This is a genomic window from Microbacterium sp. MRS-1 (assembly GCF_000585455.1).
Lineage (GTDB): Bacteria > Actinomycetota > Actinomycetes > Actinomycetales > Microbacteriaceae > Microbacterium > Microbacterium laevaniformans.
The window spans coordinates 24,097-48,319 of the sequence record NZ_JAUF01000037.1 but is presented as its reverse complement, the minus strand read 5'-3'; the positions used below and the strand labels follow the sequence as shown (position 1 = coordinate 48,319).

Below are 24,223 nucleotides of genomic sequence, written 5' to 3'. Positions count from 1 at the left end.
GCTTGCGCCGGTAATCACATCGCGATTTCCGGCGCGAACGCCAACTGAACCGCGGCAGGCGCTCGCGGCGCTCAGCACTCCACGACGTTGACGGCGAGTCCGCCCTCGCTGGTCTCCTTGTACTTGGTCGACATGTCGATGCCGGTCTGACGCATCGTCTCCACGACGGCATCCAGCGGCACGTGGTGCGTGCCGTCGCCGCGCAGCGCGAGGCGCGCGGCGGTGACGGCGGTGGATGCCGCGATCGCGTTGCGCTCGATGCAGGGGATCTGCACGAGCCCACCCACGGGGTCGCACGTGAGCCCCAGGTGGTGCTCCATCGCAATCTCGGCGGCGTTCTCGATCTGACGGTTCGTGCCGCCCATCACGGCCGTCAAGCCGCCGGCAGCCATCGCGCACGCCGAACCCACCTCGGCCTGACACCCGCCCTCGGCTCCGGAGATCGACGCGTTCGCCTTGAAAAGCGAGCCGAGCGCCGTCGCCGTCAGCAGGAATCGACGGATGCCGCGGCGCCGGTTCGCCTCGGCGAGCTCCTGCGCGGTGGCGACGATGTCCTCCGACCCGTGCGCCGCCTCGCCCGCCTCGCGGCCGTCCGGACCGTGTAGCCCGAGAAGCGCCGAGCCAACGAGTTCGCCGTAGGGAGTGACCGCGTTCTCCGCCCCGATGCCCGCATCGGCGAGGAAGCGCCACCAGTACATCGCGACGGCCGGAAGGATGCCGGCAGCACCGTTCGTCGGCGCTGTCACGACGCGTCCTCCGGCGGCGTTCTCCTCGTTGACGGCCAGTGCGAACGCACCGAGCCACTCACCGGGAAGCTCGCGACCGGTCGCCTCGACGCTCTCCAGCTGCGCGCGGATCGCGCCCGCGCGCCGCTTCACCTTCAGCATTCCCGGCAGCACCCCTTCGGCGTGCAGGCCCGCATCGACGCACGCCGCCATGGCGTCCCAGATGGCATCGAGCCCGGCAGCGACCTCCGCTTCGGGCCGCAGCGCCTCCTCGTTGCGGCGCGCGACCTCCGCGATCGTCAGCCCGTACGTATCGCAGACGTCCAGCAGTTGCGCCGCTGTCGCGTAGGGCAGCGGGAAGGATGCCGCGGCCACCACCGCCGGCTCACCCTCGCGCCGGATGAACCCGCCGCCGATCGAGTAGTAGGTGTCTTCGTGCAATGCGAGACCCGCGGCATCCCGCGCGACGAGCGTCATCGCATTGGGGTGTCCGGGAAGACGCGTCCGCGGCGCGAGCACGATGTCCGACCGAGAGAAGGGGATCGGCGTGCGACCGTCCATCAGGAGGTGCGCTCCGTCGACCCAATCGGTCCAGGCGCCCCGCACGCGCGCCGGATCGACGGTCTCGGCCGCGAACCCCTGCAGGCCCGCGACGACGGCGTCGGGCGTGCCGTGCCCGATCCCGGTGGCGCCGAGCGAACCGTAGAGGGCGCACTCCACCCGGAAGAGCCCCGGCAGATCCCCGACGCGGCGCGCGAAATCGCGAGCCGCGCGCAGCGGGCCCACCGTATGGGAGCTCGACGGTCCCACCCCGATGGAGAACAGGTCGAACGCCGAGACGTACGCACTCACGCGTGTGAGCCTACGCCGCCTCCCGGTCGGGCCCGCCCGATACGCTGAGACGGAGGGGGCACCATGACCGCACTGACCACGTCCGACGCCGATCGCGGCGCGGCACTCGAGGCCTGCGAGGCGGCAGGGCGTGTGGATGACGCGTTCCTCGCCCGGTTCGACGAGCAGTTCCCGCGGCTGCACGAGCTCTTCACCCGCCTCTACGGCGAGCGCGCCGACGGCCGCGAGCAGCTGGCGGCCACGGTGGCGGCGGCATCCGCCTCGTGGAATGCGCGCCCTCTCGACCTGAAGGTGCACGACGCGCAACGCGCCGCCGACCCCGAGTGGTTCCAGTCCGAGCGCATGCTGGGCGGTGTCTGCTACGTCGACCGCTTCGCCGGCAACCTCGCCGGCGTGCGCGAGCTGATCCCCTCGTTCCGCGAGCTCGGGCTCACCTACCTTCACCTCATGCCGCTGTTCGACGCTCCCCTCGGCGACAACGACGGTGGCTACGCGGTGTCGAGCTACCGGCGCGTGAATCCGAGCCTGGGCACGATGGCGCAACTGGCCGAGCTCGCGGCGGAGCTGCGGATGGCGGGCATCTCACTCGTGCTGGACTTCATCTTCAACCACACCAGCAACGAGCACGAGTGGGCGCAAAAGGCCGTGGCGGGCGACCCCGCCTACGCCGACTTCTATCTGATCTTCCCCGACCGACAGATGCCCGACGCCTACGAGCGCACGACGCGCGAGATCTTTCCCGACGACCACCGTGGATCGTTCGTGCAGCTCGAGGACGGCCGCTGGATCTGGTCGACCTTCTACCACTACCAGTGGGACCTCAACTACGCGAACCCCGCCGTCTTCCGGGCGATGGCGGGCGAGATGCTGTTCCTGGCGAACCAGGGCGTCGAGGTGCTCCGGATGGATGCCGTGGCCTTCATCTGGAAGCGTCTGGGGACCTCCTGCGAGTCGCTGCCCGAAGCCCACCTGCTGCTGCAGGCGTTCAACGCGGTGCTCGCGATGGCCGCCCCCGGCATGGTCTTCAAGTCGGAGGCGATCGTCCACCCCGATGAGGTGGTCAGCTACATCTCACCCGAGGAGTGCGAGCTGTCGTACAACCCGTTGCAGATGGCGCTGACGTGGGAGGCTCTCGCCACCCGTGACGGCCGGCTGTTGCAGCAGGCGCTGGATCGTCGCCACGAGCTGCCGCCCGGCACCGCCTGGGTGAACTATGTCCGCAGTCACGACGACATCGGTTGGACGTTCGCCGACGAGGATGCCGCGGAGTTCGGCATCGACGGTTACGCCCACCGGCAGTTCCTCAACCGCTTCTACACGGGCCGCCACGAGGGCACGTTTGCACGCGGCGTCGCCTTCCAGGAGAACCCCGCCACCGGCGATGCCCGCGTCACCGGGACGACGGCATCCCTCGCCGGAATCGAAGCCGGCGACCCGGGCGGCGAGGATCGCGTGGTGCTCGCGCACGCGCTCGCCCTGTCGACCGGCGGCATCCCCCTGCTGTATCTCGGCGACGAGGTCGCCCAGCTGAACGACTACTCCTACGCCGACGACCCTGTCCGCCGCGGCGACACCCGCTGGGTGCACCGCGGCAATCGTCCGCGCGACGCCTACGCGCAGCGCGGCGACGACACCACACCGGCCGGACGCGTGTTCCGCCGGCTCACCAAGTTGATCTCGGTGCGTCAGCAGTCTCCGGAGCTCGCCGGAAACACCCTCATCCCGTTCCATACCCCGCACCCCGCCGTCGTCGGCTACCAGCGCCCCGGGCCCGAGACGACGCTCCTGGTGCTGGCGAACGTCGGGGATGCCGAGGTCACGATCGACCCGCTCACGCTGTCGGGCTTCGAGCGCACCGCGTTCGACCCCGTGCACGACGCGAGCGTCGACCTCGACGAGGGTGTCACGCTACGCCCGCACGGGTTCGTCTGGCTGCGCGTCACGCCCGTCTGACGGGTGCGACCTGAGGGGTCTCAGGCGCCGAGCAGCCCGCCACGCGGGCGGAACACCCCGGCCCGGGCGAGCGCGAGGTAGAGCAGGCAGCCGAGGCACACGCCGAACGCCGCGTTGAGGAAGGCGGCCACGAAGGCGAGTGCCGCGGCGATCGGCAGGGCCCATGCGACGCCGGCCACGTGCAGCACGAGGCCGACCGTCACGACGACGAAGCCGATGACCTGCGCGAAGCGCGGAGGCCGCGGGTCTTCGAGGTCGACCGGCGGCTGCAGACGCGGCCGGATGGCGGCGCGGTACAGCGCGCCCCACGGCGCCGTGCGCGGAGCGGCAAAACCCCACACGAAGAGGAGATCGACCACGAGCAGCAGGACGAACGCGGGGTCAGAGACCCGCTCGGCGAGAGTCGTGCCCTCGCGAACGGCCGTCCCCAGCAGAGCGAGGAACGTACCGGCCAGCAGAAGCAGGGCGGTGATGGATGCCGCGAAGCGCGGACCCCGGGGATCGATACCGGCGGGGCGGACGGAGGCGGGAGCGGAAGTGGCCACGCAGATACGTTAGGTCGCCGCGCAGGCGCCGGGGCCGGGATCGTCACACTTCTTCACGCACGCACGCACGCGCGATCGCCGATGCCGCCAGGGAACGAGAAAGGCCCGCGGCATGCCGCGGGCCTTTCTGGTTACTGTCTCAACACAGTGTGCGCCCGAAGGGACTCGAACCCCTAACCTTCTGATCCGTAGTCAGATGCTCTATCCATTGAGCTACGGGCGCAGTTTCCGGCACCTCTTCGAGGGCCGAGGACCAGCTTAGCCTACGCATCGGGATGTGACGAATCGAGGCCCTGCTGCTTCTGCTGTGCCGCGACGCTGCGGCGATGGGCGCGCAGTTTCGGAAGGTCAACGAGCCGCAGGGCCTGCATCCGCGCCGTGCGCATGCGCTCGTAGTCGGGATCGAGGTCGGGGCGCGCCGCCTCGATCCGCAGCGTCCGATCGATGTTGCCCGCGACCTCCGTCCACGCGGCATCCCGCGCGCCGAGGACCAGCTTGCGCAGCTCTTCGGCGTCGTCGGCGCGACGGCGAAGCTCGTGGGCGACGTGCAGCGACTGCTTCTGGCGCCGGCGCAGGTTGCGCACATCGCGGCTGCGATAGTCGTGCGTCCCATCGGAGTCGGTGTGGCGGCCGCGGGCCGCGCGGCGCTGTCGTTCGGTGCGCGCCGCGTCTTCCTCCGCTTCGGCAGCGAGGGTCTCCAGGGCCTCCTTGGCCTCGGGAAGATACCGATCGAGGTCGAAGTCCTCTCCCTCGGCGAGGATGTGGACGAGGATCGTGTTCTTCAGGCTCAGGCGCGTCGCAGCGGACGCGATGTACAGCCCCTCCGCAACCACGTCACGGGTGCGTACGCGCTTCTCGTTGACCACGGCATCCCCTCCCCTCGATCCTAGGGAAGACCGACGCCGCGGCGGAACGCGCGACGGGTGCTCAGGCCGGCGACGTGTACCGATCGGAGCTGAAGCCGATGATGAAGAATCCGATCGGGGCGAACAGCAGCAGCAGCACGATCGAGAAGAAGGCGCCGTGGCCGAAACCGCGGCCGATGCGGATCGCCACGATCGGGATGAGGGCGAGGATGCCGGGGTATCCGGCCTTGCTGAACACCTTCCACATCGCCACGGCGAGCAGCACGTAGTAGGCGACGAAGAGGACGAAACCGGTGCCGCCGCCGAAGGCCGCCTGCCACCGGTTCAGAGTGCCGGTGTTGTTCACGGCGCCATCCTCGGGGCCGCGCGCGCCGTGCCACCACTGCCCGATCCGGCTACCACGGCCACCGCGCCGGCGGCAAGCCCTTTCGCGCGGCGGCGATCCTTCATACCGTGGAGGTCCGACCTGATGAAAGGAGTCGCCATGGGATTCATCGACGACGCGAAGGACGCGGCCGAGACGGCCGGCCGGAAGATCAAGGAAGGCTTCGAGGACACGGTCGACCGTGTCTCCGACAAGATCGACGAGGCGAAGGCCGACGCCGAGGTCAAGAAGGCCGAAGCCGAGCGCGACTCCGTCCACAAGCGCAACGAAATCAAGGAAGAGATCCGCGGCGACAACTGAGTCGCCGATCTCACGCCGAAGGGCCCCGACGCATCCGTGTCGGGGCTCTTCGGCGTGAGAGGGCGGCGGCTGCGCTCAGGCGTCCACGGCGGAGATGCGCCAGGATGCCGAGACCGATCCGCCGGCCGGGATGACGATCAGGCCCGCGTCGTAGTCGTAGCGATCGGCGTTGAAGGCGTCCGGAGCGCAGGTCATCGGCTCGACGGCGAGGCCGGCGCGGTGACCGGGATCGGGGCTGCCGTCGGCCAGCGGCGGGCGGTCGGCCGTGTGGATCTGCACCCAGGGGCACGCCTGATCCCAGACCATCTCCACGCCGGTACCGGACGGGTCGACCAACCGCACGGTCGCCACACCGTCCGCGCGGGACAGCCCGGTGAACGCGTGGTCGATCTCCACATCGCCGAGCACCCGCGGCGCGCGCCAGTCGAAACGATCCGAGCCGGCGACCTCGGCGAGCGCGATGGGAGCGAGCTGGTGGTCGGTGACCTCGAGCACCCGGTCAGCGGGCAGCGTCAGCGTCCACCCGTCCAGCGGCGCAGAACCGGCCACCAGATACGGATGCGGACCGGTGCCGAACGGCGCGGCATCCGCGCTCTCATTCGTCGCCGCCACAGTCTGGGTGAGACCGTCGGCACCCAACCGGTAGGTCGTCTCCACACGCACGCGCCACGGGTAGCCGGACTGCGGCACGATCACCGCCGCCAGCGTGACCGCATCGGCGGTGTGATCGACGACCGCGAAGTCGAGCCAGACGGCGAGGCCGTGCAGCGCATTCGGGCGGCCGATGTCACTGAGCGCGAGTTCGTAGCTGTGCCCGCCGAAGGAATACGCGCCGTCGACGACGCGATTCGGCCAGGGGGCGAGAGTGGCACCGCGGAAGGCGGGGCGCACCTCGTCGGCAGCGAAGGGCACGACGAGGTCGCGCCCGTCGAACGTGAGCGCACGCAGCGACGCGCCGACGCTGGCGATGTGCGCTTCGTAGGCTCCGTGACGGAGGGTCACGTCGGTCCCCGAGGCGGGAACGGACGCGGTGGTCGGGGCAGGTGTCTGTGGCATCGTCAACATCGTAGTGTCAGGGGCGGTCGCCGGTGGCGACCGGCCGGTCGGGAGTATTCGACCACTGGCTCCAGGAGCCCGGGTACAGAGCCGCGTCGTGGCCCGCGACCGCGAGCGCCAGAACGGCGTGGGCAGCGGTGATGCCCGAGCCGCAGTAGACACCGACGGGCTGTCCCTCCAGATCGGCGTAGCGGGAACGCAGCACATCGGGGGCGAGGAGCCGGCCCTCGGCATCCAGGTTCTCGGTGGTCGGCGCGTTGCGGGCGCCCGGGATGTGTCCGGCGGCGGGGTCGAGCGGTTCGACGTCGCCGCGGTAGCGCTCCGGTGCGCGGGCGTCCAGGAGCACGCCGCTGTATGCAAGGGATGCCGCGGCGTCGATGTCGAGCCTGCGGCGCTGTCCCGCATGCAGCGTCACGGCGCCCGGCGTGGGAGTCACGTCGCCGGTCTCGAGGGCCCCTCCGGCGGCGCGCCACGCGCGCAGCCCGCCGTCGAGCACCCGGGCGGGAACGCCGGCGTCCGTGAGCATCCACCAGGCGCGGGCCGCGGCGAACGAGTTCCAGTCGTCGTAGACGACGACCGTGTCGCCGTCCTCGACTCCCCAGCGGCGCACGGAGCGCTCGAACTCCGCCGGGGACGGAAGGGGATGACGTCCCTCGCTCGGCACTCCGTGAACGGCGAGCTCGCCGTCCATGCGGACGTAGACGGCGCCGGGCACGTGGCCGTGCCGGTACGCCTCCTGGCCGTCAGGGGCATCGAGACGGTAGCGCACGTCGAGGACGATCGGCGGGGTGGGGGTGCTCAACTGGGCCTTCAGCTCGGAAGGCGCAATGAGAGGAGAGACGCTCATGGGAGCGAGGTTACGCGCGTGCGCGTACGGGCGGACACGCCGAACGCAACCTTCCACAGCGCCGCGATGTCACCGCCGTCGATGCCGGACAGCGCACCGCGCCGCCCCATGGACAACACGGGGACCTCGGGTGCATACTTTCAGTATGGCTGAAGGTGTGATCGATGCGGCGCCGTCACGGCGCGAATGGATGGGGCTCGCGGTTCTCGCCGCCGGACTCGGGGTGATCGTGCTCGACGGGACGATCGTGGGCGTCGCCATGCCCGACATCATCCGCGACCTCACGCTCGACCTCACCGACGCGCAGTGGGTCTCGAGCCTGTACGCCGTGCTGCTCGCCGCGCTGCTGCTGTCCACCGGCAAGCTCGCGGACCGCTTCGGACGAAAGCTCCTGTTCCTTCTGGGCATCATCGTCTTCGTCGGCGGAAGCGTGTGGGCGGCGGCATCCGCGACCGGTGGCGCTTTGATCTCCGCCCGCGCCGTGCAGGCCGTCGGGGCCGCGTTCATCATGCCCTCGACACTCTCCACGGTGAACGCCGTCTTCCGGGGCCGCTACCGCGCCGCGGCCTTCGGGGTGTGGGGGGCCGTCATCTCGGGCGCGGCAGCGATCGGCCCGCTCGTGGGCGGTGCGCTCACCCAATACGCCTCCTGGCAGTGGGTGTTCCTCGTGAACCTGCCGCTGGGCGCCATCGTCTTCGCCCTCGCGCTGTGGGCGGTGCCCGAGACGCGCGGTGCCGGGTTCCGCCGCGGCGCCGACGTCGACGGCGCGCTCCTGTCGGCCATCGGCTTCGGCTCGCTCGTCTTCGCCGTCATCGAGGAACCCGACCTCGGGTGGTGGACACCCACGGCCGACCTGCGGCTGGGTGGCTGGGTGTGGCCCGCGACGGCGCCGATCTCGATCGTGCCGATCTGCCTCGCGGTCGCGGCCGTCGCGCTCACTCTGTTCGTCATCTGGGAGCGGCACCGCGAGCGCGTCCAGCGCGACGCTCTGCTGGACCTGCACCTCTTCTCGCTGCGCACCTTCTCGTGGGGCAACGTGACCGCCGCGATGGTGGCCGTCGGCGAGTTCGCGATCATCTTCGTCCTGCCGCTGTACCTCACGGCGGCGCTCGGACTGTCGATCATGCAGACAGGTCTGGTTCTGGCCGCCATGGCGTTCGGCGCGTTCGCCTCGGGCGCGGCCGCTCGACACCTCGCCGCACGCTTCGGCTCCCCCGGCACCGTGCTGATCGGTCTGGCCCTGGAAGTCGTCGGCATCCTGATCCTCGCCGCGATCGCCACGGCGACCACGCCGGGGTGGCTCATCGCCCTGCCGCTCGTCGTCTACGGCCTCGGCCTCGGCCTCGCCTCGGCCCAGCTCACCGGAACCGTGCTGCGCGATGTGCCGGTGGAGATCAGCGGCCAGGGGTCGGCGACACAGTCGACCGTCCGCCAGATCGGCACGGCGCTGGGCACCGCCTTCGCCGGCGCCGCCCTGTCGGTCTCGCTCGCGCTGACCCTCCCCGGAGCGTTGACGGATGCCGGGATCACCGGCCCCGCAGCCTCCCAGCTCGCCGACGCGACCCGCACCTCGGCGGGCACCCTGATCTCACAGCTGCGCGCCGAGGGCTCCGCCAGCATGCTGGGATCGCAGACGGATGCCGCCGTGCAGGCACTGTCGGCAGGATTCGCCGACGCGACCCGCTGGTCGCTGCTGCTCGCTTCGCTCTTCCTCATGCTCGGGCTCGTCGGCGCCGCGCAGCTGCGGCGGTTCGCGCGCAGTTAGGCTCGGGACCATGCGTATCGCCGTGACCGGAGCATCCGGAAAGCTGGGAACCGTCGTCGTCCGTGAGCTGCGCGCGAGCGGCCATGAGGTCGTCGGGATGGACGTCGTCGGTGCCCGCGGCGCCGGGTTCGTGCAGGTCGACTTCACCGACTACGGGCAGACCGTCGACGCGCTGCAGGCCGTCAACGACCAGCACGACGGGCTCGACGCGGTGGTGCACCTCGCGGCCATCCCTGCTCCCGGCATCCGCTCCGACGTCGCGACCTTCCACAACAACATCGCCGTCACGTTCAACGTGATGTGGGCGGCGATCCGCCTCGGGATCACCCGCATCGTCACCGCGTCCAGCGAGACGGTGCAGGGCCTGCCCTTCGACGTGCCGCCGCCCTACATCCCCGTCGACGAGGCCTATGCCGCACGTCCCGAATCGGTCTACTCCCTGGTGAAGCACCTCGAGGAGACGATGGAGAAGGAGCTCGTGCGCTGGCACCCCGAGGTGTCGGTCACCGCGCTGCGCTTCTCGAACGTCATGATTCCCGCCGACTATGCGGAGTTCCCGTCGTTCGACGCCGACGCGACGCAGCGCAAATGGAACCTCTGGAGCTACATCGACGCCCGCGACGGCGCCGCGGTCATCGCCCGCGCGCTCGAGGTGGCCCCCGCCGGCTTCGACCACTTCCTCATCGCGGCCGGCGACACCGTCATGAGCCGCCCGAACGCGGAACTCGTCGCGGATGTCTTCCCTGACGTCGAGATCCGGGGCGAGCTCGGCGTCAACGACTCGCTGTTCTCGACCGCAAAGGCGCAGCGCCTGCTGGGCTGGTCGCCGCAGCACTCCTGGCGCGACGAGGTCTGAGCCGCGCGCGAGCGGTTCAGTTGGCGCGTCCGCCGGGAATGACGCCGCCGTTGCCGGCGCGAGCGCCAACCGACGCGAGGGCACGGCGGCCCCGGCATCGAACACCCGCAGCCTGGCGGCGCGGGGACCGCGAAGCACCACTCACCGCGCGGCGACGGCGGCCTTCGCCGGTCTCCCCCGCTTGGGCCGGTCGGACGAGAGACCCTGCGCCAGCGACACGGATGACGGGCCGGAGAGCCTGTCCTCGACGTGTGCGAGCCAGCGCACCTCCGACTCGGCGGCGAACAGCGACGCCGACAGCGGCAGCGCTGCCACCACGGATGCCGGGTCGCCGCCATCCACGGCGACGTAACGCGCCGTCAGCTCGTCGAGCCGCCCCTGCGAGGCTTCGCGCTGCGCGCGCACCAGGTGCAGCACATCGACGCCGGGCAGGGTCGCTGCGAGCGCGACCTTCAGCGCCAACTCGTCGCGGGTCGTTTCTACCCGCTCCACGGGAGAGTCGAACCACTCGCGGACGGCGGCGGAACCGGCATCCGTGATGCGCCAGTACACGTGGCCCTCGGCGTCGACGTCATCCTTGGAGACCAGTCCGTCGCGCTCCAGGCGCTCCAGGGTGTTGTAGATCTGGCCGACGTTCAGCGAAGCCGCTCCGGTGCGTCGAGTGAACTCGGCGCGCAGCTGATAGCCGTAGCACGGAGCTTGATCGAGGATCGCCAACAGGCTCTGACGCACCGACATCCGCGTTCCCCCGACTCTCGATTATGTGATTTCTCAGTATATGCATACGCGGAAAATCCCCCGACGCCGCGCCAACAGGGTCGCCGACCGCCGTCAGTCCTCGGACCGCAGCCGCACCGCGAGCGCCGCCGCCGTTCCCACCGCCGCCCCGACCACGGTGTCGAGGATGCGCTCGGCACCGGCCAGCGCCGGCCGCGCGCGGCACCGAACGTCGCGAGGCTCCGCGCGACGTGGGCCGCCTCGGCCCGCACGCGGTCACCGAAGCGGGCGGGCGGGGTGGACGACGGCATCCCTCCATTCTCGCCTGGCGCTCGGCCGGATTCCCCCGGTTCGCACAGCCGGCGCCGAGGAGGGCTGGCTACGGTCGAGACCATGGAAGCGATTTCGCAGCCCCTGTCCATCTCGACCGACGAGGGAGTGACGACCTTCTCGGCCGAGCAGCTGCGGATGATGCGCGACGAGTTCCAGCGTTTCCTGCTCGAGTACCAGTTCGGCCTGCGGGAGGTCGAGACCAAGCTCGGCATCCTCCGCGACGAATTCCTGCTGATGCACGACTACAACCCGATCGAGCACGTCTCCAGTCGGGTGAAGTCGGCCGACAGCCTCGTCGACAAGATCACGCGTAAGGGTGTCGACCCCAGCTTCGACGCGATCCGCGCGGCCATCACCGACATCGCCGGCATCCGGGTGACGACGAGCTTCACGAAGGACGCCTACCGCCTGTTCGACCTGCTCACCCAGCAGGACGACATCACCGTGCGCGAGGTGAAGGACTATATCGCCCACCCGAAGGCCAACGGCTACAAGAGTCTGCACGTGATCGTCGAGGTCCCCGTGTTCCTCTCGTCGGGGCGGGTCGACGTCGCCGTCGAGGTGCAGTTCCGCACGATCGCGATGGACTTCTGGGCGAGCCTCGAGCACAAGATCTACTACAAGTACGCCGGCGCGGTTCCCGACGGACTGCTCGCCGAACTCAAAGAGGCGGCCGACTCGGCATCCCTGCTGGATGCCCGCATGGAACGCCTGCACGGACAGCTGCACGGTCCGGCCTCGGCGACGATCCGGGCCGTCTGAGCGCGCCGGCGCCTAACCTGGACGCATGAGCGAGGATCCGCGCCTGGAGGCGGCGCGCTACCGGATCGCGCAGGAGGCGCGCGCGTCCGGGGACAGTCCCGCCGCGGACGGCGCCGACGATGCACCTCCCCGCGCGCACGGCACGCCCACAGCCCACGAACGCGCGTTGTACGTCGAGACGGCCATCCAGCAGGCGATCCGCCGCGGAGACTTCGACGACCTGCCCGGCGCCGGCAAGCCGCTGGAAGGCCTCGGCGATCACCACGACCCCGACTGGTGGATCCGCCGCAAGATCCAGAACGAGCGCCTCACCGGCCTCGGTCCTGCCGCGCTGATGCTGCGCACCGAGGATGCCGAGTTCACACAGACCCTCGACACCCTGACGCGCGACGCCGACGTGCGCGCCCACGTCGAGGACTTCAACCGCCGCGTGGTCGAGGCCCGCCGCCAGCTCCAGGGCGGTCCGCCCGTCGTGACGGCCACCCGCGACGTCGACGCCGAGGTCGCCGCGTGGCACGAGCGCCGGCGGCAGCGCGCCGCGGCGGCATCCACCCCGCCGTCACCGCCCGAGCCTCGACGCCGGCGCGGTCTGTTCCGCAGACGCTGAACCGGCAGCGGTTGCGCATCCGTTGATGGTTTCCGATTCTGTGAACTCCGCAGCGGCGAGCGCACAGCACGACCCGGCTCAGCCGATCGCGGCCCGCCAGTCCTCGAGCAGGCGTGCGGTCGTGCGGGTCTGCGCCCACGGCATCTCGGGAGCCTCGGGGCGGCCGTCCCGCAGGGCCAGGATCGTCGCATCGGCCTCGACGGCCATGGGACTGGACGTCTGCGTGTGGATCCGCTCGACGGTGCCGTCGGGGCGGCGCAGCACGGCGTCGGCGGTCGAGACCACGCGACTGCCCCAGACGTTCTCGATCTCGAGGACGCCCTCCGCTGCGCGCACCACCGCACGGCGGGGAAGGTCCGCGGTGATCGCGGTGGCGATGCGCGCCTCGAACCCGCCGAACGCGACGGTGGCCCGGGCCTGCTCATCGACGGCGCCGACGACGCCGTCGGCATCCACGATCACGGGCGGGTGGTCGATGCCCGCCCACGCGGCCAGACCCACGGCGAGGGATGCCGGGTAGCATCCGACGTCGAGGATCGCGCCGCCGGCCGTCGCCGGGTCGAACAGACGCCCGTCATGAGCGTCGGCGGCGAACCCGAGCGTGGAGTCCACCGATCGCAGCTCGCCGATCGCGCCGGAGGAGACGAGCCGGCGCAGCTGCTCTGCGAACGGACCGAAGCGGTACTTGAACGCCTCGACGACGGGAAGCCCGACGCGCGCAGCGTGGGCGAGCACGGCCTCCGTCTCGGCGACCGAGATGCCCAGCGGCTTCTCGCACAGCACCGCCTTGCCCGCATCGAGCGCGGCGTGGGCGAGCTCGGCGTGGGTCGTGTGGACGGTGCCGATGTACACGGCATCCACGTCGTCGCGCGCGAGCACCTCGTCGTACGTGCCGGCGACCGCAGCGCCGTACCGGTCGGCGAACTCACGCGCCCGGATGCCGTCGCGCGCGCCCACGGCGTGCAGGACTCCGTGTTCGGCGTGCGGCAGCGCCGCGAGGAAGTCACCCGTGATGACGCCGGCGCCCAGGACCGCCCAGCGTGCTTTGTCGCTCATGGTTCCACGCTAGCGGCGCCGGTGGAGGCTCACGCGCAAGGGATGCCGCGAAGTGTTACGGCCGATCCGTCACAATCGCCCGCGCCGCCCTAATCTGTGCTGGTGAGCATGCAGCCCGATAGCGCCGACTACGGTTTCGACACCCGACAGGTGCACGCCGGCGAGGTCGACGAGCGCAACCACGGCGCGCGCATCACCCCGATCTACCTCACGGCCGCCTATCGCTTCGACTCGTTCGCGCAAGCCGAGGACCGCTTCACGGGCGCCGAGACGGGTCAGCTGTACTCCCGCAACCTCAATCCGACCCACGAGGTCGCCGAGCGTCGTATCGCCTCGCTCGAAGGAGGGACCGGGGCGATCGTCGTCGGCTCGGGCCAAGCGGCGATCACGGCGCTGCTGCTGGGCCTCGCCGGCGCGGGCGAACGCCTCGTGTCGACCGCGAGCATCTACAGCGGCACGCGCATCCTGTTCGATCGCACCTTCGCACGACTGGGCGTGTCGACCGATTACGTCCGCGACGCTGCGGACGAGGACGAGTGGGAGCGGCGGATCACGCCGCAGACGAAGGCGATCTTCGTCGAGACGATCCCCAACCCGAAGAACGACCTCGTCGACGTCGCCGCAGTCGCTCGCATCGCACAGCGGCACACGATCCCGTTGATCGTGGACAACACCGTCGCGACCCCGTACCTGATCCGCCCGCTCGAGCACGGCGCCGATGTCGTCGTGCACTCCTCGACGAAGTTCCTCACCGGGCACGGCGCCGCCCTGTCGGGTGTGATCGTCGACGGCGGCCGCTTCGACTGGGCCGGCTCGTCCCGCGATTACCCGGGACTGACCGCGCCGGCCGCCCCGGGCCGCCCCGCGCTCGTGGACAGCCACGGCGAGCGCGCACTCGAGGCCTACCTGCGCTTCGGCATCGTCAACGACCTCGGCGCCGCTCTGTCGCCGGTCAACTCGTTCCTGCTGCAGCAGGGCATCGAAACCCTGTCGCTGCGCATGGCGAAGCACCTCGAGAATGCCGAGATCGTCGCCGCGTGGCTGGCGACGCACCCCGCCGTGGAGAGCGTCGACTTCGCGGCTCTGCCCACGAGCCCCTTCCACCGCATCTCGCGAGAGCGCTTCGGCGGCCACGCCGGATCGGTGTTCGCCTTCACCGTCCGGGGCGGACGGGCCGCCGCGGAGCGCTTCTTCGACAGCCTTCGCCTCATCAGCCGTATGACGAACATCGGCGATGTCCGCTCGATGGCGCTGCATCCGGCGACGACGACGCACGTGTCGTTCCCGCCCGAGGAGCGGGAGCGGCTCGGAATCGGCGACGGACTCATCCGGCTCTCGATCGGCATCGAGACGGCATCCGACCTCATCGCCGACCTGGACCGGGCTCTCGCCGCAGCCTCTTCCTGACGGATCACGGCTCCGGACATGTCGCCGTATTGCGTCTGACGGAGCCGGCCTGCGCCAGGGCGTTTACCGTGGAGATATGACCTCGTCGCCCACCGCACCGATCGCCGTGCCGGTCGATGCCCCCGCCCACCACACCACCGACCTCACCTCACCGGGCTTCTCGTCGTCGCTGTCGGCCGACGAGTTCAAGGCGCTCTTCCGCGGCCACCCGGGCGGCGTCGCCGTCATCACCGCCGACGCCGGCGACGGACCGGTCGCGCTCACCGCGACGAGTGTCGCGAGCGTGAGCGCCGAGCCTCCCCTGCTGATCTTCTCGGTGTCGGCCCTCTCATCGTCGGCCGCCGTGCTCGCGAAGGCCGAGACGGTCGTCGTCCACCTGCTCGACGCCCACGACCTCGACCTCGCCCGCCTCGGCGCCACCAGCGGCGTCGATCGCTTCGACGGGTCGCAGCCGTGGTCACGTCTGGTCACCGGCGAGCCGGTGTACCACGATGTGCGCGCGTGGGTGCGGTGCGCCGTCATCGAGCGGATGGATGCCGGCGGCTCCACCGTGTTCGCGGCGCACGCGCTGCAGTCCCAGCTCGAGCGCGACGTCGCCCCGGGCGAGCCCGGCGACGCGCTGGTCTACCACAACCGCACCTGGCACCGCCTCGGCGAGCTCTCCCGCATCTCCTGACGCCGCCCGCCCGGGCACCGAACGCGACAGGTTACGGCGCCGGTGGCCGCGCGACCAGAAGCTCACCGCGGCCGCTGGCGACGACATCGCCCTCGGCCGCCGCGATCAGCCACGTCGTTCCCGCCCTCCGAGGACACCGCGATCTGACGATCGCGACCAACAATCTGAGGATCCCCGCGGAGATCGCCCCGTCGGCGTTTCGCGACCTCTACGTGTTCGGCGGAGCCGTCGGCACGATCACGCAGGGTCCGGGTATTCGACGAGCAACCTCGGCGACGCGACCATGATGGCGGAGCTGATCGACCGCGCCGACCGGACGGCGGTGCTCGCCGACTCCTCCAAACTCGGACGTCGGCTCTTCGCCCGGGTCGCCCCCCCTCGAGGGCGTCGACTACCTCATCACCGACGCTCCCCCACCTCCCCCTCTCGCGAACGCGCTCGTGCAGGCCGGCGTGAGTCTCGTCGCTCCCTGATCGCCGCCGCACGGCCTACAATCGCACCGTGGGCACGATCTATTACGGGGGCTCGGCTACTCCGATCCATATCGAGGACAGGGTGCTCGCACACCTGAAGGTGGTCGTGGCCACCAAGCTCCGTCGCGGCGAGAGCTTCACCGTGTCGTGGCAGCACCCCGACGGCGAGACCCGAGGCCGCAGCACCATCTGGCTGCATCCATCGATCCCGTTGCGCTTCGTTTTCGACGATCCCGAACCCACCGAGCTGAACCGTGCATGGATCGAAGAGTTGGCCCAGTCGGCGAGCACGTCCGGCGGCATCCAGCTCACCGAAGAGCAGATCGAGTCGGTCGAGGGTGACGCGGACAACGCTCCCCAGACGGTCGCCGTCGCCGACGACTGATCGCTTCAGAGTCCGCGCGCCGGAGGGAAGTGCGGGATCGGAACCGGCCGGCTCGAGGTCGACTGTTCTTGCGCCCGGAGGATCTCTTCGCCTCTTTCGACGCACTCCTCCAGCGACGACAGACGTGATCGCCGAGCACCGCCTCTGATCCAGACCGTCTCGAACCCGTCGTCCGTGCGCTCGATGTAGGCCACGACGAATTCGGCGTCGCGTGCGCTCACGCGCCGGTCGCACAACCGCCAGGCATCCTCATCGATCGGGAGGAGTTCGAGGTGGCCGCCGACATGCGCTGTCTGCGTCGTCGCCGTCATCGTCGTCACCACCTTCTCCCCCAGTGTCGGGGAAACCAGCCGGCGGGGCGAGGGGATTGACAGGTCCCCTCGCCCGTGCGACGCGCGAGGCCGTCAGCCGGTCAAGACCTCACCGGAGTAAGGCCCCTCGGGCTCGGGGACGATCTGCAACCCCGCCGTCGAGTTCGCGGCGTGCGTCAGCGCCTCCAGCCACGCCCGGTTCAGGGCGGGCTGACGGCTGCCGTGGTACGAGTAGACGATCGACGCGTGCGGGTGCAGCCAGATGGCCGTGCGCCCGTCACCGAGGCTCGTGTCGTTGCGCCATGTGAAGGTGAATGTCTCGCCGCGGCGGAGTTTCTGACTGATGACGACCTGCAGGTGCGCGAGCACGCGATCGTCGAAATCGGCTTTCACATTGCCGTCGTAACTGAACCGTCCCACCGCTCCAGAGTAACGTGCGAGTCACGTACGCCCCGATCGGCTCGATCCGTCAGGCGAGCGCCGCCGTGCGTCGGGAGATCTCCGCGCACGCCCGGTCGGCACCCAGGATGTCGGAGGCGAGCGAGGTCGTCGCATCCAAGACGGCGACGGGGATGCCGCTGCCGAGGAGCATCCGGCAGACGCTGAGGGCACCGTCGTCGATGCTGGGGAACTCGACGATGTCGGTGGAGCCGGTCTGGTTCAGGCGTTGCGCGTACGTCAGCACCGCATCCGCGACGTCATCGGTCGTGAGGATGCGATGCCCCTCGATCAGGATGTCTTTCACGGTTCGACCTCGCCGGGGATCGTCAGTACGTGGGATGGTGATCCTCAGTACAGCCGAACCGGGCGGCCTCGACGAGGGGCTTGACAGCCTCCCGCGACGATGTCAACCCCCCGCGCCCGCGCGCGCGACGAGGGCACACTGAGCGCATGGCACTCGCACTCATCCTTCTCATCGTCGGTATCGTCCTGATCCTTCTCGGCGTCTTCGTCGAGGCGGCGAAGTTCCTGCTGTGGATCGGACTGGTCATTCTGCTCATCGCGATCATCGCGTGGCTCATGCGCGTCGTGAAGCGCAACGCCTGACGCGACCGCAGCCGGCGCCGCCGTGGGCCGTCAGGCGCGGCGGTAGCCGGCGACCATCGGGCAGTCGAACGGATCGCGCGCCGCGAGGCCGACGCGGTTCAGGTAGTCGATGACGATGGCGTATGAGCGCCACACGCTCGTCTCGGTGTACGGGATGCCGGCGCTCTTGCAGTAGTCACGGACGACGGCACGAGCGCGCGAGAGGTGCGGGCGGGCCATGCTCGGGAACAGGTGGTGCTCGACCTGGTGGTTGAGGCCGCCGAACATCCAGGTGGCCCACCAGCCGCCGTTGATGTTGCGGGACGTGCGCACCTGCTTGGTGAAGAAGTCCAGTCGGGCGTTCGCATCGATGACGGGCATGCCCTTGTGGTTCGGGGCGAACGATGCCCCCATGTACACGCCGAACACGGCGAGCTGCACGCCGAGGAAGGCGAAGGCCATCCCGAGCGGCAGGAGCAGGAAGACCGGGACGATGACGACCGCGAGTCGCGTCGTGATGAGCGCCAACTCGAGTCCGCGCTTTTTCACCGGCTGCCGCGACAGCAGGTGGCGGATGCCGTGCGCGTGCAGGTTGAGCCCCTCCAACGTCAGCAGCGGGAGGAAGAACCAGCCCTGGCGGCGGGTGATGAACCGGCGGATGCCGCGGGCCTGCACGGCATCCTCGACGAGGAACGAGATCGTGTCGACCTCGATGTCGGGGTCCTTGCCCACGCGGTTGGGGTTGGCGTGGTGGCGGGAGTGCTTGGAGTCCCACCACGAGTAGCTGATGCCGACGACGCCGGCGGCGAGGATGCGCGCAAGGCGATCGTTCGCCGGCCCCGAGGACAGGATCTGCCGGTGCGCCGCCTCGTGGGCGAGGAACGCCACCTGGGTCAGCACGATGCCGAGCGCCGCCGCGATGAGCAGCTGGAACCAGCTCTGGCCCAGCAGGACGAAGCCGGCGACGCATCCGGCGAGGCAGAGGGCCAGCGCCGAGCCGACGAGAGCGTAGAAGACCGGAGCCCGGCGCAGCAGCCCGAGTTCCTTCACCACCTGCGACACCTGGGTGTACGAACGCGCGACCGGCGGGAACGTCTCCGACGTCGCGTACGTCTGTCGGATCGGGCCGAGAGTGGATGCGGGGGTGAGTGTGGCCATGACCGGCTCCGTTGATCGGCGGTCCATCGCGGGAGACGATGCCCGTGGGGCGAAGCCAAAGGCGGGTGCCGATCGCTGGCGCCGACACTACGCTTACATCTATACGGCGCCCGGCATACTCCCGGCCCCGCCCCTCTCGACGACTCCTCAAGGACGCGGCATGACTCTGGCACTGGCGATCGATCTCGGCGGCACGAAGATCGAGGGCGCCCTCGTCGACGCGGACGGCGCGATCATCGAGGGCTCGCGCCACCGCACCCCGACCGGCGCGGGCGCCGCCACGGACCTCACCGTGCTCGAGCGCGGCCTCACGGAGGTGATCGACGGATGCCGCGCGCACCCGCGGTGGAACGAGGTCGTCGCGGCGGGCATCGGCGCGGCCGGGCCGATCGACATCACCGCCGGCACCATCGCGCCGATCAACCTTCCCGCGGCGCACGGATTCGCCATCGTGGCGGCGGTGCGAACCGCCAGTGGGCTGGACGCCGTGACGCTGCGCCTGGACGGCACGTGCATCGCCCTCGCCGAGGCGTGGCGGGGTGCCGCGCGCGGGGTCCGCAACGCGATCGTGTTCGTCGTGTCGACGGGTGTCGGCGGCGGCATCGTGTCGGATGGGCGACTCGTCGCCGGTGGTTCGGGCAACGCGGGACACCTCGGTCAGATCCTCGTCGCCGACATCGACGGCGAGCCGGCGGCATCCACCCTCGAGCAGCGTGCCTCGGGACCGCACACGGTCGCCTGGGCGCGCGCCCAGGGCTGGGCGGGCACGACCGGCGAGGAGCTCGCGGTCTCGTACCGCGCGGGCGAGGACGTGGCGATCGCGGCGGTCGCACGGTCCGCGCACGCGGTGGGCGTCGGCCTCACGAGCGCGGCGACCCTGCTGGATCTCGAGCTGGCGGTCGTCGGCGGCGGGTTCTCGTTCGTGGCGGACGACTATCCGGACCGCATCGAACGCGTCGTTCGCGACAGCGCCGTCAACGCCTACGCCGGGCGGTTGAAGGTCGTGCGTGCCGGGCTGGGCGGGGATGCCCCGCTCATCGGCGCCGGCGCACTCGTGCACCGCGCCGACCTGCTCTGAATCCGCCCCCTGCGCTCCGACGCCACGCGATGTCTTGACGACGTCGAGGGTCGGTGCTTGCATCGGGCCATGCATCATGTGACCTCCGCCGACGGAACCCGACTCGCCGTCCACGACACCGGATCGGGGCCCGCCGTCGTGATCGTCAACGGCGCCCTGTCGACGGCGAAGGATGCCGCCGCGCTCGGCGCGGCGCTGGCCGATGCGGGCCTCCGGGCGATCACATACGACCGGCGCGCCCGCGGCGACAGCGGCGACACGAAGCCGTTCTCGGTGCGTCGGGAGGCGGAGGATCTGGCGGCCGTCATCGCCGGCGCGGGAGGGGAGGCGGCGGTGCTGGGCCACTCCTCCGGCGCGGTGATCGGCCTGTACGCGGCATCCCTCGTCGCCGAGACGGGCGTGCCGGTGCGCGCACTGTTCCTGTCCGAACCCCCGTTCCACTTCGGCGTCCACGAGCCGGCTCCCGATCTCCCCTCGCGCATCCAGGCGCTCGTCGACGCGGGAGATCGCGAGGAGGCCGTCGTCCTGTTCCAGCGCGAGGCGGTCGGACTTCCCGACGCGATGATCGCGCAGTTCCGCGCGACCGACGCCTTCGCCGGTGTCGTGCCGCTGGCACAGTCGACCGTCTACGACGCGACACTCGCGCGCGAGCTGTCCACGCCGACCGATGCCATGCTCGCCGTCGACGTCCCGGTGACGATCCTCTGCGGTCAGCAGACCTTCCCGTTCCTCAGCGCGGCGGCCGAGCGCCTCGCGGCGGCGATGCCGCACGCCGAGCTGATCATCTCGCCGGAGTCGATCGGTCATCGACTCGATGCGCACGCGGCGACACGGATCCTGGCGGCGCGGCTCGCCTGACGCGCAGCCCGCCCGCCAATCCGTTCGGCGTCGAGCCTCGAACAACCTCCGTCACGACACCGGTCGCGACCCGAACAGGAGGTCCGTCATGAACTCGTCACCGAACCGTCTCGTCGCCACCGTCTTCGGCGCCGTCTACCTCGTCGTCGGCGCCCTGGGCTTCGCCGTCACCGGCGGCGTGGGATTCCTCGCCACCGACGGCGGACTGCTGCTGGGGATCTTCGCCGTGAACCCGCTGCACAACATCGCGCACCTTCTCATCGGTGCCGCGCTCGTGATCGCGGGCCTCAGCGGCGTGCGCGCCGCCAAGACGGTCAACGCTACCATCGGCGCCGCCTATCTGCTGCTGGGCGTGGTCGGCTTCTTTCTCGTCGGCACCTCGGCGAACATCCTCGCGCTGAACGTCCCCGACCACTTCCTGCACCTCGCCAGCGCGATCGTGCTGCTCGGTGTGGCTCTCGGCGCCGAGCCCGGCGCACGGTCGGTCACGGCATGAGCGCGCCCTCCCGCGCGGCGGCCGCTCCGGGAGCCGCCCTGCGCGCCTGGACCGTGCCGCTCGCGTGGGGGGCGGGCCTGGTCTCGATCGGCATGGGCGCGGCCGCCATCACGGGTGAGGCGTCTTCGGGCGCGGCCCGCGGGTCGGGAGTCGTCCTCGCCGTGGCGGGACTGCTGTGGCTGGCCTGGGGTGCGGCAGCGCTGAGCGCCGGCCGCCTGCTCCTGCCCCGGACCGCGGCGGCGTCGACGCTCGTCACTGTCTTCGGCGTCGCCGCGCTCGTCGTTCTGACCGGAGGCCGCGCGAGCATTCTGGCCGCCGCGGTCGCGGTCATCCTCCTGCTGACGGCGGCCGTGATGATCATCGCCGACGCTCGCCGGCGCGTGGCACCGGCCGGCGCGATCCGCACGGTTCCGCTGCTGCTGGCCGCCGCCCTCGTGGCCGTCGTGGCCACACCGGCACTCGGCGCCGTGCAGGACGCGGCACTCGTGCGCCCCGACGGCACCGTGATGATCGTCGATCCGCACGCCGGCCACTGACAGGCGACGAAGAGGGGTGGATGCCGGTGCTCCCGGCATCCACCCCTCTCGGTGTGCGCGTGGCCGCGGCTCAGGCCAGCGTGCTCTGGAAGGGGTCGAACCCCTCGGGCAGAAGCGGCACGTCGGCGACGGTGCTGTCGATCGTCAGCGTCTCGCCGGTACCGGCGGACTCCTGCGCCGACAGCATGACGTCGAGCACGTGATAGCCGAGTTCGCCGGTCGCGACATGCGGCCGTCCGTCCGCGATGGCGCGTGCCATGTCGAGCACGCCGAGGCCGCGACCGACGACGGTGCCCTGCGCCGGGATCTCGACCCACTCCTGCTCGAAGCGCATGCCGTCACGGATCACACCGAGCGGCTTCACGTACGCGATGCGTCCGGTGAAGGCGTTCGGGTCGGGCAGCACGATCGTGCCCTCGGAGCCGTGGATCTCGATGACGCCGTGTCGCTCCAGCGCCGAGTCGAAGCTGAGCAGGTGGGTGCCGTGCTGTCCGCCGGCGAAGGAGGTCAGCACCTGGACGGTCGAGGGCACCTCGACGGGGAAGGTCTCGCCCGCCCGCGCACCGGTGTGGATCTGGCGCGTCGTCTGCCAGCGCGAGCCGCGCGCCGTGACGCCCGCGACCGGACCGAGCAGGCTCACCAGCGCCGAGAAGTAATACGGCCCCATGTCCAGGAGAGGTCCCGCACCCTGTGCGAACAGGAACGCCGGCTCGGGATGCCACAGGTCGGGCCCCTGCGTCTGGAACGACGTCTGCACGAACAGCGGCGTGCCGATGACGCCCTCGCGGATGGCGCGCTTGGCGGTCTGGAAGCCCGGGCCGAGGATCGTGTCGGGGGCCGAGCCGATGCGCACGCCGGCCGCCTCGGCCTGCGCGAGCAGTTCACGCGTGCTCTCACGGTCCAGGCCCAGCGGCTTCTCGGTCCAGACGTGCTTGCCGGCGGCGACGGCGGCCTTCGACACCTCGACGTGCACCGCCGGGATCGTGAGGTTGACGACGAGGTCGACGTCGGGATTCGACAGCACGCCCTCCCCCGTGCCCCAGCTGGGCACGCCGTGCTCCTCGGCCTTGGCCTGGGCGCGTTCAGGCAGGAGATCGCCCACGGCCACGACCTCGACGTCGGGGAACGAGGTCAGGTTCTCCAGGTAGGTCTGGCTGATGACTCCGGCGCCGATGACACCGACGCGCAGGAGTTCTACCCCGCAGGCGCATCACCCAGGCAGGAGGAGAACCTGACGTCGCTTACCGAGGAGGAGATCGGCGACCGGATCCGACAAATCCGTCGAGACGACTCCGACTGGCTGCAGCATCGCGCAGTCGAGGAGGGGTTCTCGCTCGGCGGCGCTCAGGGGAAGTTCGCGCTCACCCTCCGCGGTGACCGGTGGTTCGAGCCATCTGGGCGGCAGCCGTCGACACACATCTTCAAGCCGGGCATCCAGCTACTGCCCGGCTCCGACGTCACCGAGCACATCACCCTGCAAGTCGCGCGCCTGCTCGGGATCGATGCGGCCGCATCCGTGATGGCCGAGTTCGACGGCGAGCACGTCCTCATCGTGGAACGCTTCGACCGCTTCGACGACTATGGCACCGTCGGCCGACTCCACCAGGAAGACCTCGCGCAAGCCACCGGGACCTCGCAAGTTCAGAAGTACGAGTCCGATGGCGGCCCCGGCTACCGCGACATCTTCACCGTCTTCGACCGGAACCTCAGCGCGGCCGACGCCAAGACCGCCAAGGAGCGGTTCGCGAAACTGCATGTCTTCTCCTGGATCATCGGTCACAACGACGGCCACTCCAAGAACTACTCCCTCACCCATGTGCCCGGTCGTAGCGTGCTTGCCCCCTTCTACGACCTCAACAGCTCACTCCCGTTCACGCAGCGAGCGCAAGTCCTCGCGCATGACCCTGCAGTGTTCGACAACGTCGAGCTCGCCTTCGCCGCCGACGGCGCGAACACCCTCGGCACTTTCAACTCCGACAGCATCAGACGACTCGAAGCCGACGCCGGGCTTGACGAAGGGCACCTGCGGGAGTTCGCCCTCCAGATCGCCGCAGGCATCCAACCCGCCGTCGCTGTCGTCACCGAATCGCTCCCCGATCGGCTGAAAGAGCTCCCTGCCGTCGCGCTCTACCCGCACGCAACCTACACGCAGACCCGTAGAGTCAGCGACACCCTCACCTGAGCGGGCGGGACT

General features: G+C 70.4%; 28 protein-coding genes and 1 tRNA gene. 15 read left to right on the top strand and 14 right to left on the bottom strand.

The window, feature by feature from the left end; genetic code table 11:
* Positions 1-71: 71 nt before the first annotated feature.
* Positions 72-1,577, bottom strand: coding sequence for an L-serine ammonia-lyase, iron-sulfur-dependent, subunit alpha (locus AS96_RS08380; RefSeq protein ID WP_036288250.1), 1,506 nt, complete (start codon positions 1,575-1,577; stop codon positions 72-74).
* A 63-nt stretch (positions 1,578-1,640) separates the two neighbouring features.
* On the opposite strand from AS96_RS08380, the gene AS96_RS08375 reads away from it, so the two are divergent.
* A complete protein-coding gene (locus AS96_RS08375) occupies positions 1,641-3,530 on the top strand; it encodes an amylosucrase (RefSeq protein ID WP_036288248.1) in 1,890 nt (629 codons plus the stop codon).
* Positions 3,531-3,550: 20 nt separating this feature from the next.
* Here AS96_RS08375 and AS96_RS08370 read toward each other — a convergent pair whose 3' ends face one another.
* The 4 genes from AS96_RS08370 to AS96_RS08355 all read right to left on the bottom strand — a co-directional run bounded on the left by AS96_RS08370 (position 3,551) and on the right by AS96_RS08355 (position 5,287).
* A complete protein-coding gene (locus tag AS96_RS08370; protein ID WP_036288247.1) occupies positions 3,551-4,075 on the bottom strand; it encodes a DUF4395 domain-containing protein in 525 nt (174 codons plus the stop codon).
* 150 nt (positions 4,076-4,225) lie between these two features.
* A tRNA-Arg gene (locus AS96_RS08365) sits at positions 4,226-4,298 on the bottom strand.
* Between the two features lie 40 nt (positions 4,299-4,338).
* Positions 4,339-4,941, bottom strand: a complete 603-nt coding sequence (locus tag AS96_RS08360; RefSeq protein WP_036288234.1) for an asparagine synthase — start codon at positions 4,939-4,941, stop codon at positions 4,339-4,341.
* Between the two features lie 61 nt (positions 4,942-5,002).
* The gene (locus tag AS96_RS08355) at positions 5,003-5,287 is read right to left on the bottom strand and encodes a DUF5684 domain-containing protein (protein ID WP_036288230.1); all 285 of its coding nucleotides are present in this window, start codon (positions 5,285-5,287) and stop codon (positions 5,003-5,005) included.
* Positions 5,288-5,425: 138 nt separating this feature from the next.
* Here AS96_RS08355 and AS96_RS08350 point away from each other — a divergent pair, with 138 nt between their 5' ends.
* On the top strand, positions 5,426-5,626 hold the full coding sequence (locus tag AS96_RS08350) for a hypothetical protein (RefSeq protein ID WP_036288227.1): 201 nt from the start codon (positions 5,426-5,428) through the stop codon (positions 5,624-5,626).
* A 75-nt stretch (positions 5,627-5,701) separates the two neighbouring features.
* Here the strand turns inward: AS96_RS08350 and AS96_RS08345 are convergent, their stop codons facing one another.
* Together AS96_RS08345 and AS96_RS08340 are read right to left on the bottom strand one after the other, a co-directional pair.
* Complete coding sequence (locus AS96_RS08345) at positions 5,702-6,682, bottom strand: aldose 1-epimerase family protein (protein WP_036288223.1); 981 nt, start codon at positions 6,680-6,682, stop codon at positions 5,702-5,704.
* A gap of 16 nt (positions 6,683-6,698) precedes the next feature.
* Positions 6,699-7,529: a sulfurtransferase gene (locus AS96_RS08340; protein WP_036288220.1), complete on the bottom strand. Its 831-nt coding sequence runs from the start codon at positions 7,527-7,529 to the stop codon at positions 6,699-6,701.
* 145 nt (positions 7,530-7,674) lie between these two features.
* On the opposite strand from AS96_RS08340, the gene AS96_RS08335 reads away from it, so the two are divergent.
* Positions 7,675-9,294 (top strand): MFS transporter, encoded by a 1,620-nt coding sequence (locus tag AS96_RS08335; protein ID WP_036288217.1) that lies wholly within the window; start codon positions 7,675-7,677, stop codon positions 9,292-9,294.
* A gap of 10 nt (positions 9,295-9,304) precedes the next feature.
* Complete coding sequence (locus tag AS96_RS08330) at positions 9,305-10,150, top strand: NAD-dependent epimerase/dehydratase family protein (RefSeq protein WP_036288214.1); 846 nt, start codon at positions 9,305-9,307, stop codon at positions 10,148-10,150.
* A gap of 141 nt (positions 10,151-10,291) precedes the next feature.
* Here the strand turns inward: AS96_RS08330 and AS96_RS08325 are convergent, their stop codons facing one another.
* Positions 10,292-10,888: a PadR family transcriptional regulator gene (locus AS96_RS08325; RefSeq protein WP_005049672.1), complete on the bottom strand. Its 597-nt coding sequence runs from the start codon at positions 10,886-10,888 to the stop codon at positions 10,292-10,294.
* A gap of 372 nt (positions 10,889-11,260) precedes the next feature.
* On the opposite strand from AS96_RS08325, the gene AS96_RS08320 reads away from it, so the two are divergent.
* Positions 11,261-11,962: a GTP pyrophosphokinase gene (locus AS96_RS08320; protein ID WP_036288210.1), complete on the top strand. Its 702-nt coding sequence runs from the start codon at positions 11,261-11,263 to the stop codon at positions 11,960-11,962.
* Positions 11,963-11,987: 25 nt separating this feature from the next.
* Complete coding sequence (locus AS96_RS08315; RefSeq protein ID WP_036288207.1) at positions 11,988-12,569, top strand: J-domain-containing protein; 582 nt, start codon at positions 11,988-11,990, stop codon at positions 12,567-12,569.
* A 78-nt stretch (positions 12,570-12,647) separates the two neighbouring features.
* On the opposite strand, the gene AS96_RS08310 is transcribed toward AS96_RS08315, so the two are convergent.
* Complete coding sequence (locus tag AS96_RS08310; protein ID WP_036288192.1) at positions 12,648-13,625, bottom strand: Gfo/Idh/MocA family protein; 978 nt, start codon at positions 13,623-13,625, stop codon at positions 12,648-12,650.
* A gap of 96 nt (positions 13,626-13,721) precedes the next feature.
* On the opposite strand from AS96_RS08310, the gene AS96_RS08305 reads away from it, so the two are divergent.
* The 3 genes from AS96_RS08305 (at position 13,722) to AS96_RS08295 (ending at position 16,566) form a co-directional block, all read left to right on the top strand.
* Positions 13,722-15,032 (top strand): O-acetylhomoserine aminocarboxypropyltransferase/cysteine synthase family protein, encoded by a 1,311-nt coding sequence (locus AS96_RS08305; RefSeq protein ID WP_036288189.1) that lies wholly within the window; start codon positions 13,722-13,724, stop codon positions 15,030-15,032.
* Between the two features lie 76 nt (positions 15,033-15,108).
* Positions 15,109-15,708: a flavin reductase family protein gene (locus AS96_RS08300; protein WP_036288186.1), complete on the top strand. Its 600-nt coding sequence runs from the start codon at positions 15,109-15,111 to the stop codon at positions 15,706-15,708.
* A gap of 501 nt (positions 15,709-16,209) precedes the next feature.
* Entirely contained in the window at positions 16,210-16,566 is a 357-nt protein-coding gene (locus AS96_RS08295; RefSeq protein ID WP_036288183.1) for a DUF7882 family protein, read from the top strand.
* Between the two features lie 5 nt (positions 16,567-16,571).
* Here AS96_RS08295 and AS96_RS08290 read toward each other — a convergent pair whose 3' ends face one another.
* From AS96_RS08290 to AS96_RS08280, 3 genes are all read right to left on the bottom strand, one after another.
* Positions 16,572-16,877, bottom strand: a complete 306-nt coding sequence (locus tag AS96_RS08290; protein WP_036288318.1) for a hypothetical protein — start codon at positions 16,875-16,877, stop codon at positions 16,572-16,574.
* A gap of 93 nt (positions 16,878-16,970) precedes the next feature.
* Positions 16,971-17,297 (bottom strand): DUF7882 family protein, encoded by a 327-nt coding sequence (locus AS96_RS08285; protein ID WP_036288180.1) that lies wholly within the window; start codon positions 17,295-17,297, stop codon positions 16,971-16,973.
* A 49-nt stretch (positions 17,298-17,346) separates the two neighbouring features.
* Positions 17,347-17,622, bottom strand: coding sequence for a hypothetical protein (locus tag AS96_RS08280; protein ID WP_005049635.1), 276 nt, complete (start codon positions 17,620-17,622; stop codon positions 17,347-17,349).
* 146 nt (positions 17,623-17,768) lie between these two features.
* On the opposite strand from AS96_RS08280, the gene AS96_RS15260 reads away from it, so the two are divergent.
* Positions 17,769-17,924 (top strand): hypothetical protein, encoded by a 156-nt coding sequence (locus AS96_RS15260; RefSeq protein ID WP_016464229.1) that lies wholly within the window; start codon positions 17,769-17,771, stop codon positions 17,922-17,924.
* Between the two features lie 30 nt (positions 17,925-17,954).
* Here the strand turns inward: AS96_RS15260 and AS96_RS08275 are convergent, their stop codons facing one another.
* Complete coding sequence (locus tag AS96_RS08275; protein ID WP_036288177.1) at positions 17,955-19,061, bottom strand: fatty acid desaturase family protein; 1,107 nt, start codon at positions 19,059-19,061, stop codon at positions 17,955-17,957.
* Between the two features lie 160 nt (positions 19,062-19,221).
* Between AS96_RS08275 and AS96_RS08270 the strand changes: the two genes are divergently transcribed.
* The 4 genes from AS96_RS08270 to AS96_RS08255 all read left to right on the top strand — a co-directional run bounded on the left by AS96_RS08270 (position 19,222) and on the right by AS96_RS08255 (position 22,029).
* The gene (locus tag AS96_RS08270; protein WP_036288174.1) at positions 19,222-20,139 is read left to right on the top strand and encodes an ROK family protein; all 918 of its coding nucleotides are present in this window, start codon (positions 19,222-19,224) and stop codon (positions 20,137-20,139) included.
* A 69-nt stretch (positions 20,140-20,208) separates the two neighbouring features.
* The gene (locus tag AS96_RS08265) at positions 20,209-20,997 is read left to right on the top strand and encodes an alpha/beta fold hydrolase (RefSeq protein WP_036288171.1); all 789 of its coding nucleotides are present in this window, start codon (positions 20,209-20,211) and stop codon (positions 20,995-20,997) included.
* Positions 20,998-21,085: 88 nt separating this feature from the next.
* Positions 21,086-21,493: a DUF4383 domain-containing protein gene (locus AS96_RS08260; protein WP_036288168.1), complete on the top strand. Its 408-nt coding sequence runs from the start codon at positions 21,086-21,088 to the stop codon at positions 21,491-21,493.
* Positions 21,490-22,029, top strand: coding sequence for a hypothetical protein (locus tag AS96_RS08255; RefSeq protein ID WP_036288165.1), 540 nt, complete (start codon positions 21,490-21,492; stop codon positions 22,027-22,029). The genes AS96_RS08260 and AS96_RS08255 overlap by 4 nt, the downstream gene beginning before the upstream one ends.
* Before the next feature lie 70 nt (positions 22,030-22,099).
* Here the strand turns inward: AS96_RS08255 and AS96_RS08250 are convergent, their stop codons facing one another.
* On the bottom strand, positions 22,100-23,203 hold the full coding sequence (locus AS96_RS08250; RefSeq protein WP_231477181.1) for a Gfo/Idh/MocA family protein: 1,104 nt from the start codon (positions 23,201-23,203) through the stop codon (positions 22,100-22,102).
* On the opposite strand from AS96_RS08250, the gene AS96_RS15710 reads away from it, so the two are divergent.
* Positions 23,084-24,211: a HipA domain-containing protein gene (locus tag AS96_RS15710; protein ID WP_155947541.1), complete on the top strand. Its 1,128-nt coding sequence runs from the start codon at positions 23,084-23,086 to the stop codon at positions 24,209-24,211. The genes AS96_RS08250 and AS96_RS15710 overlap by 120 nt on opposite strands.
* The last annotated feature ends 12 nt before the right edge of the window (positions 24,212-24,223 follow it).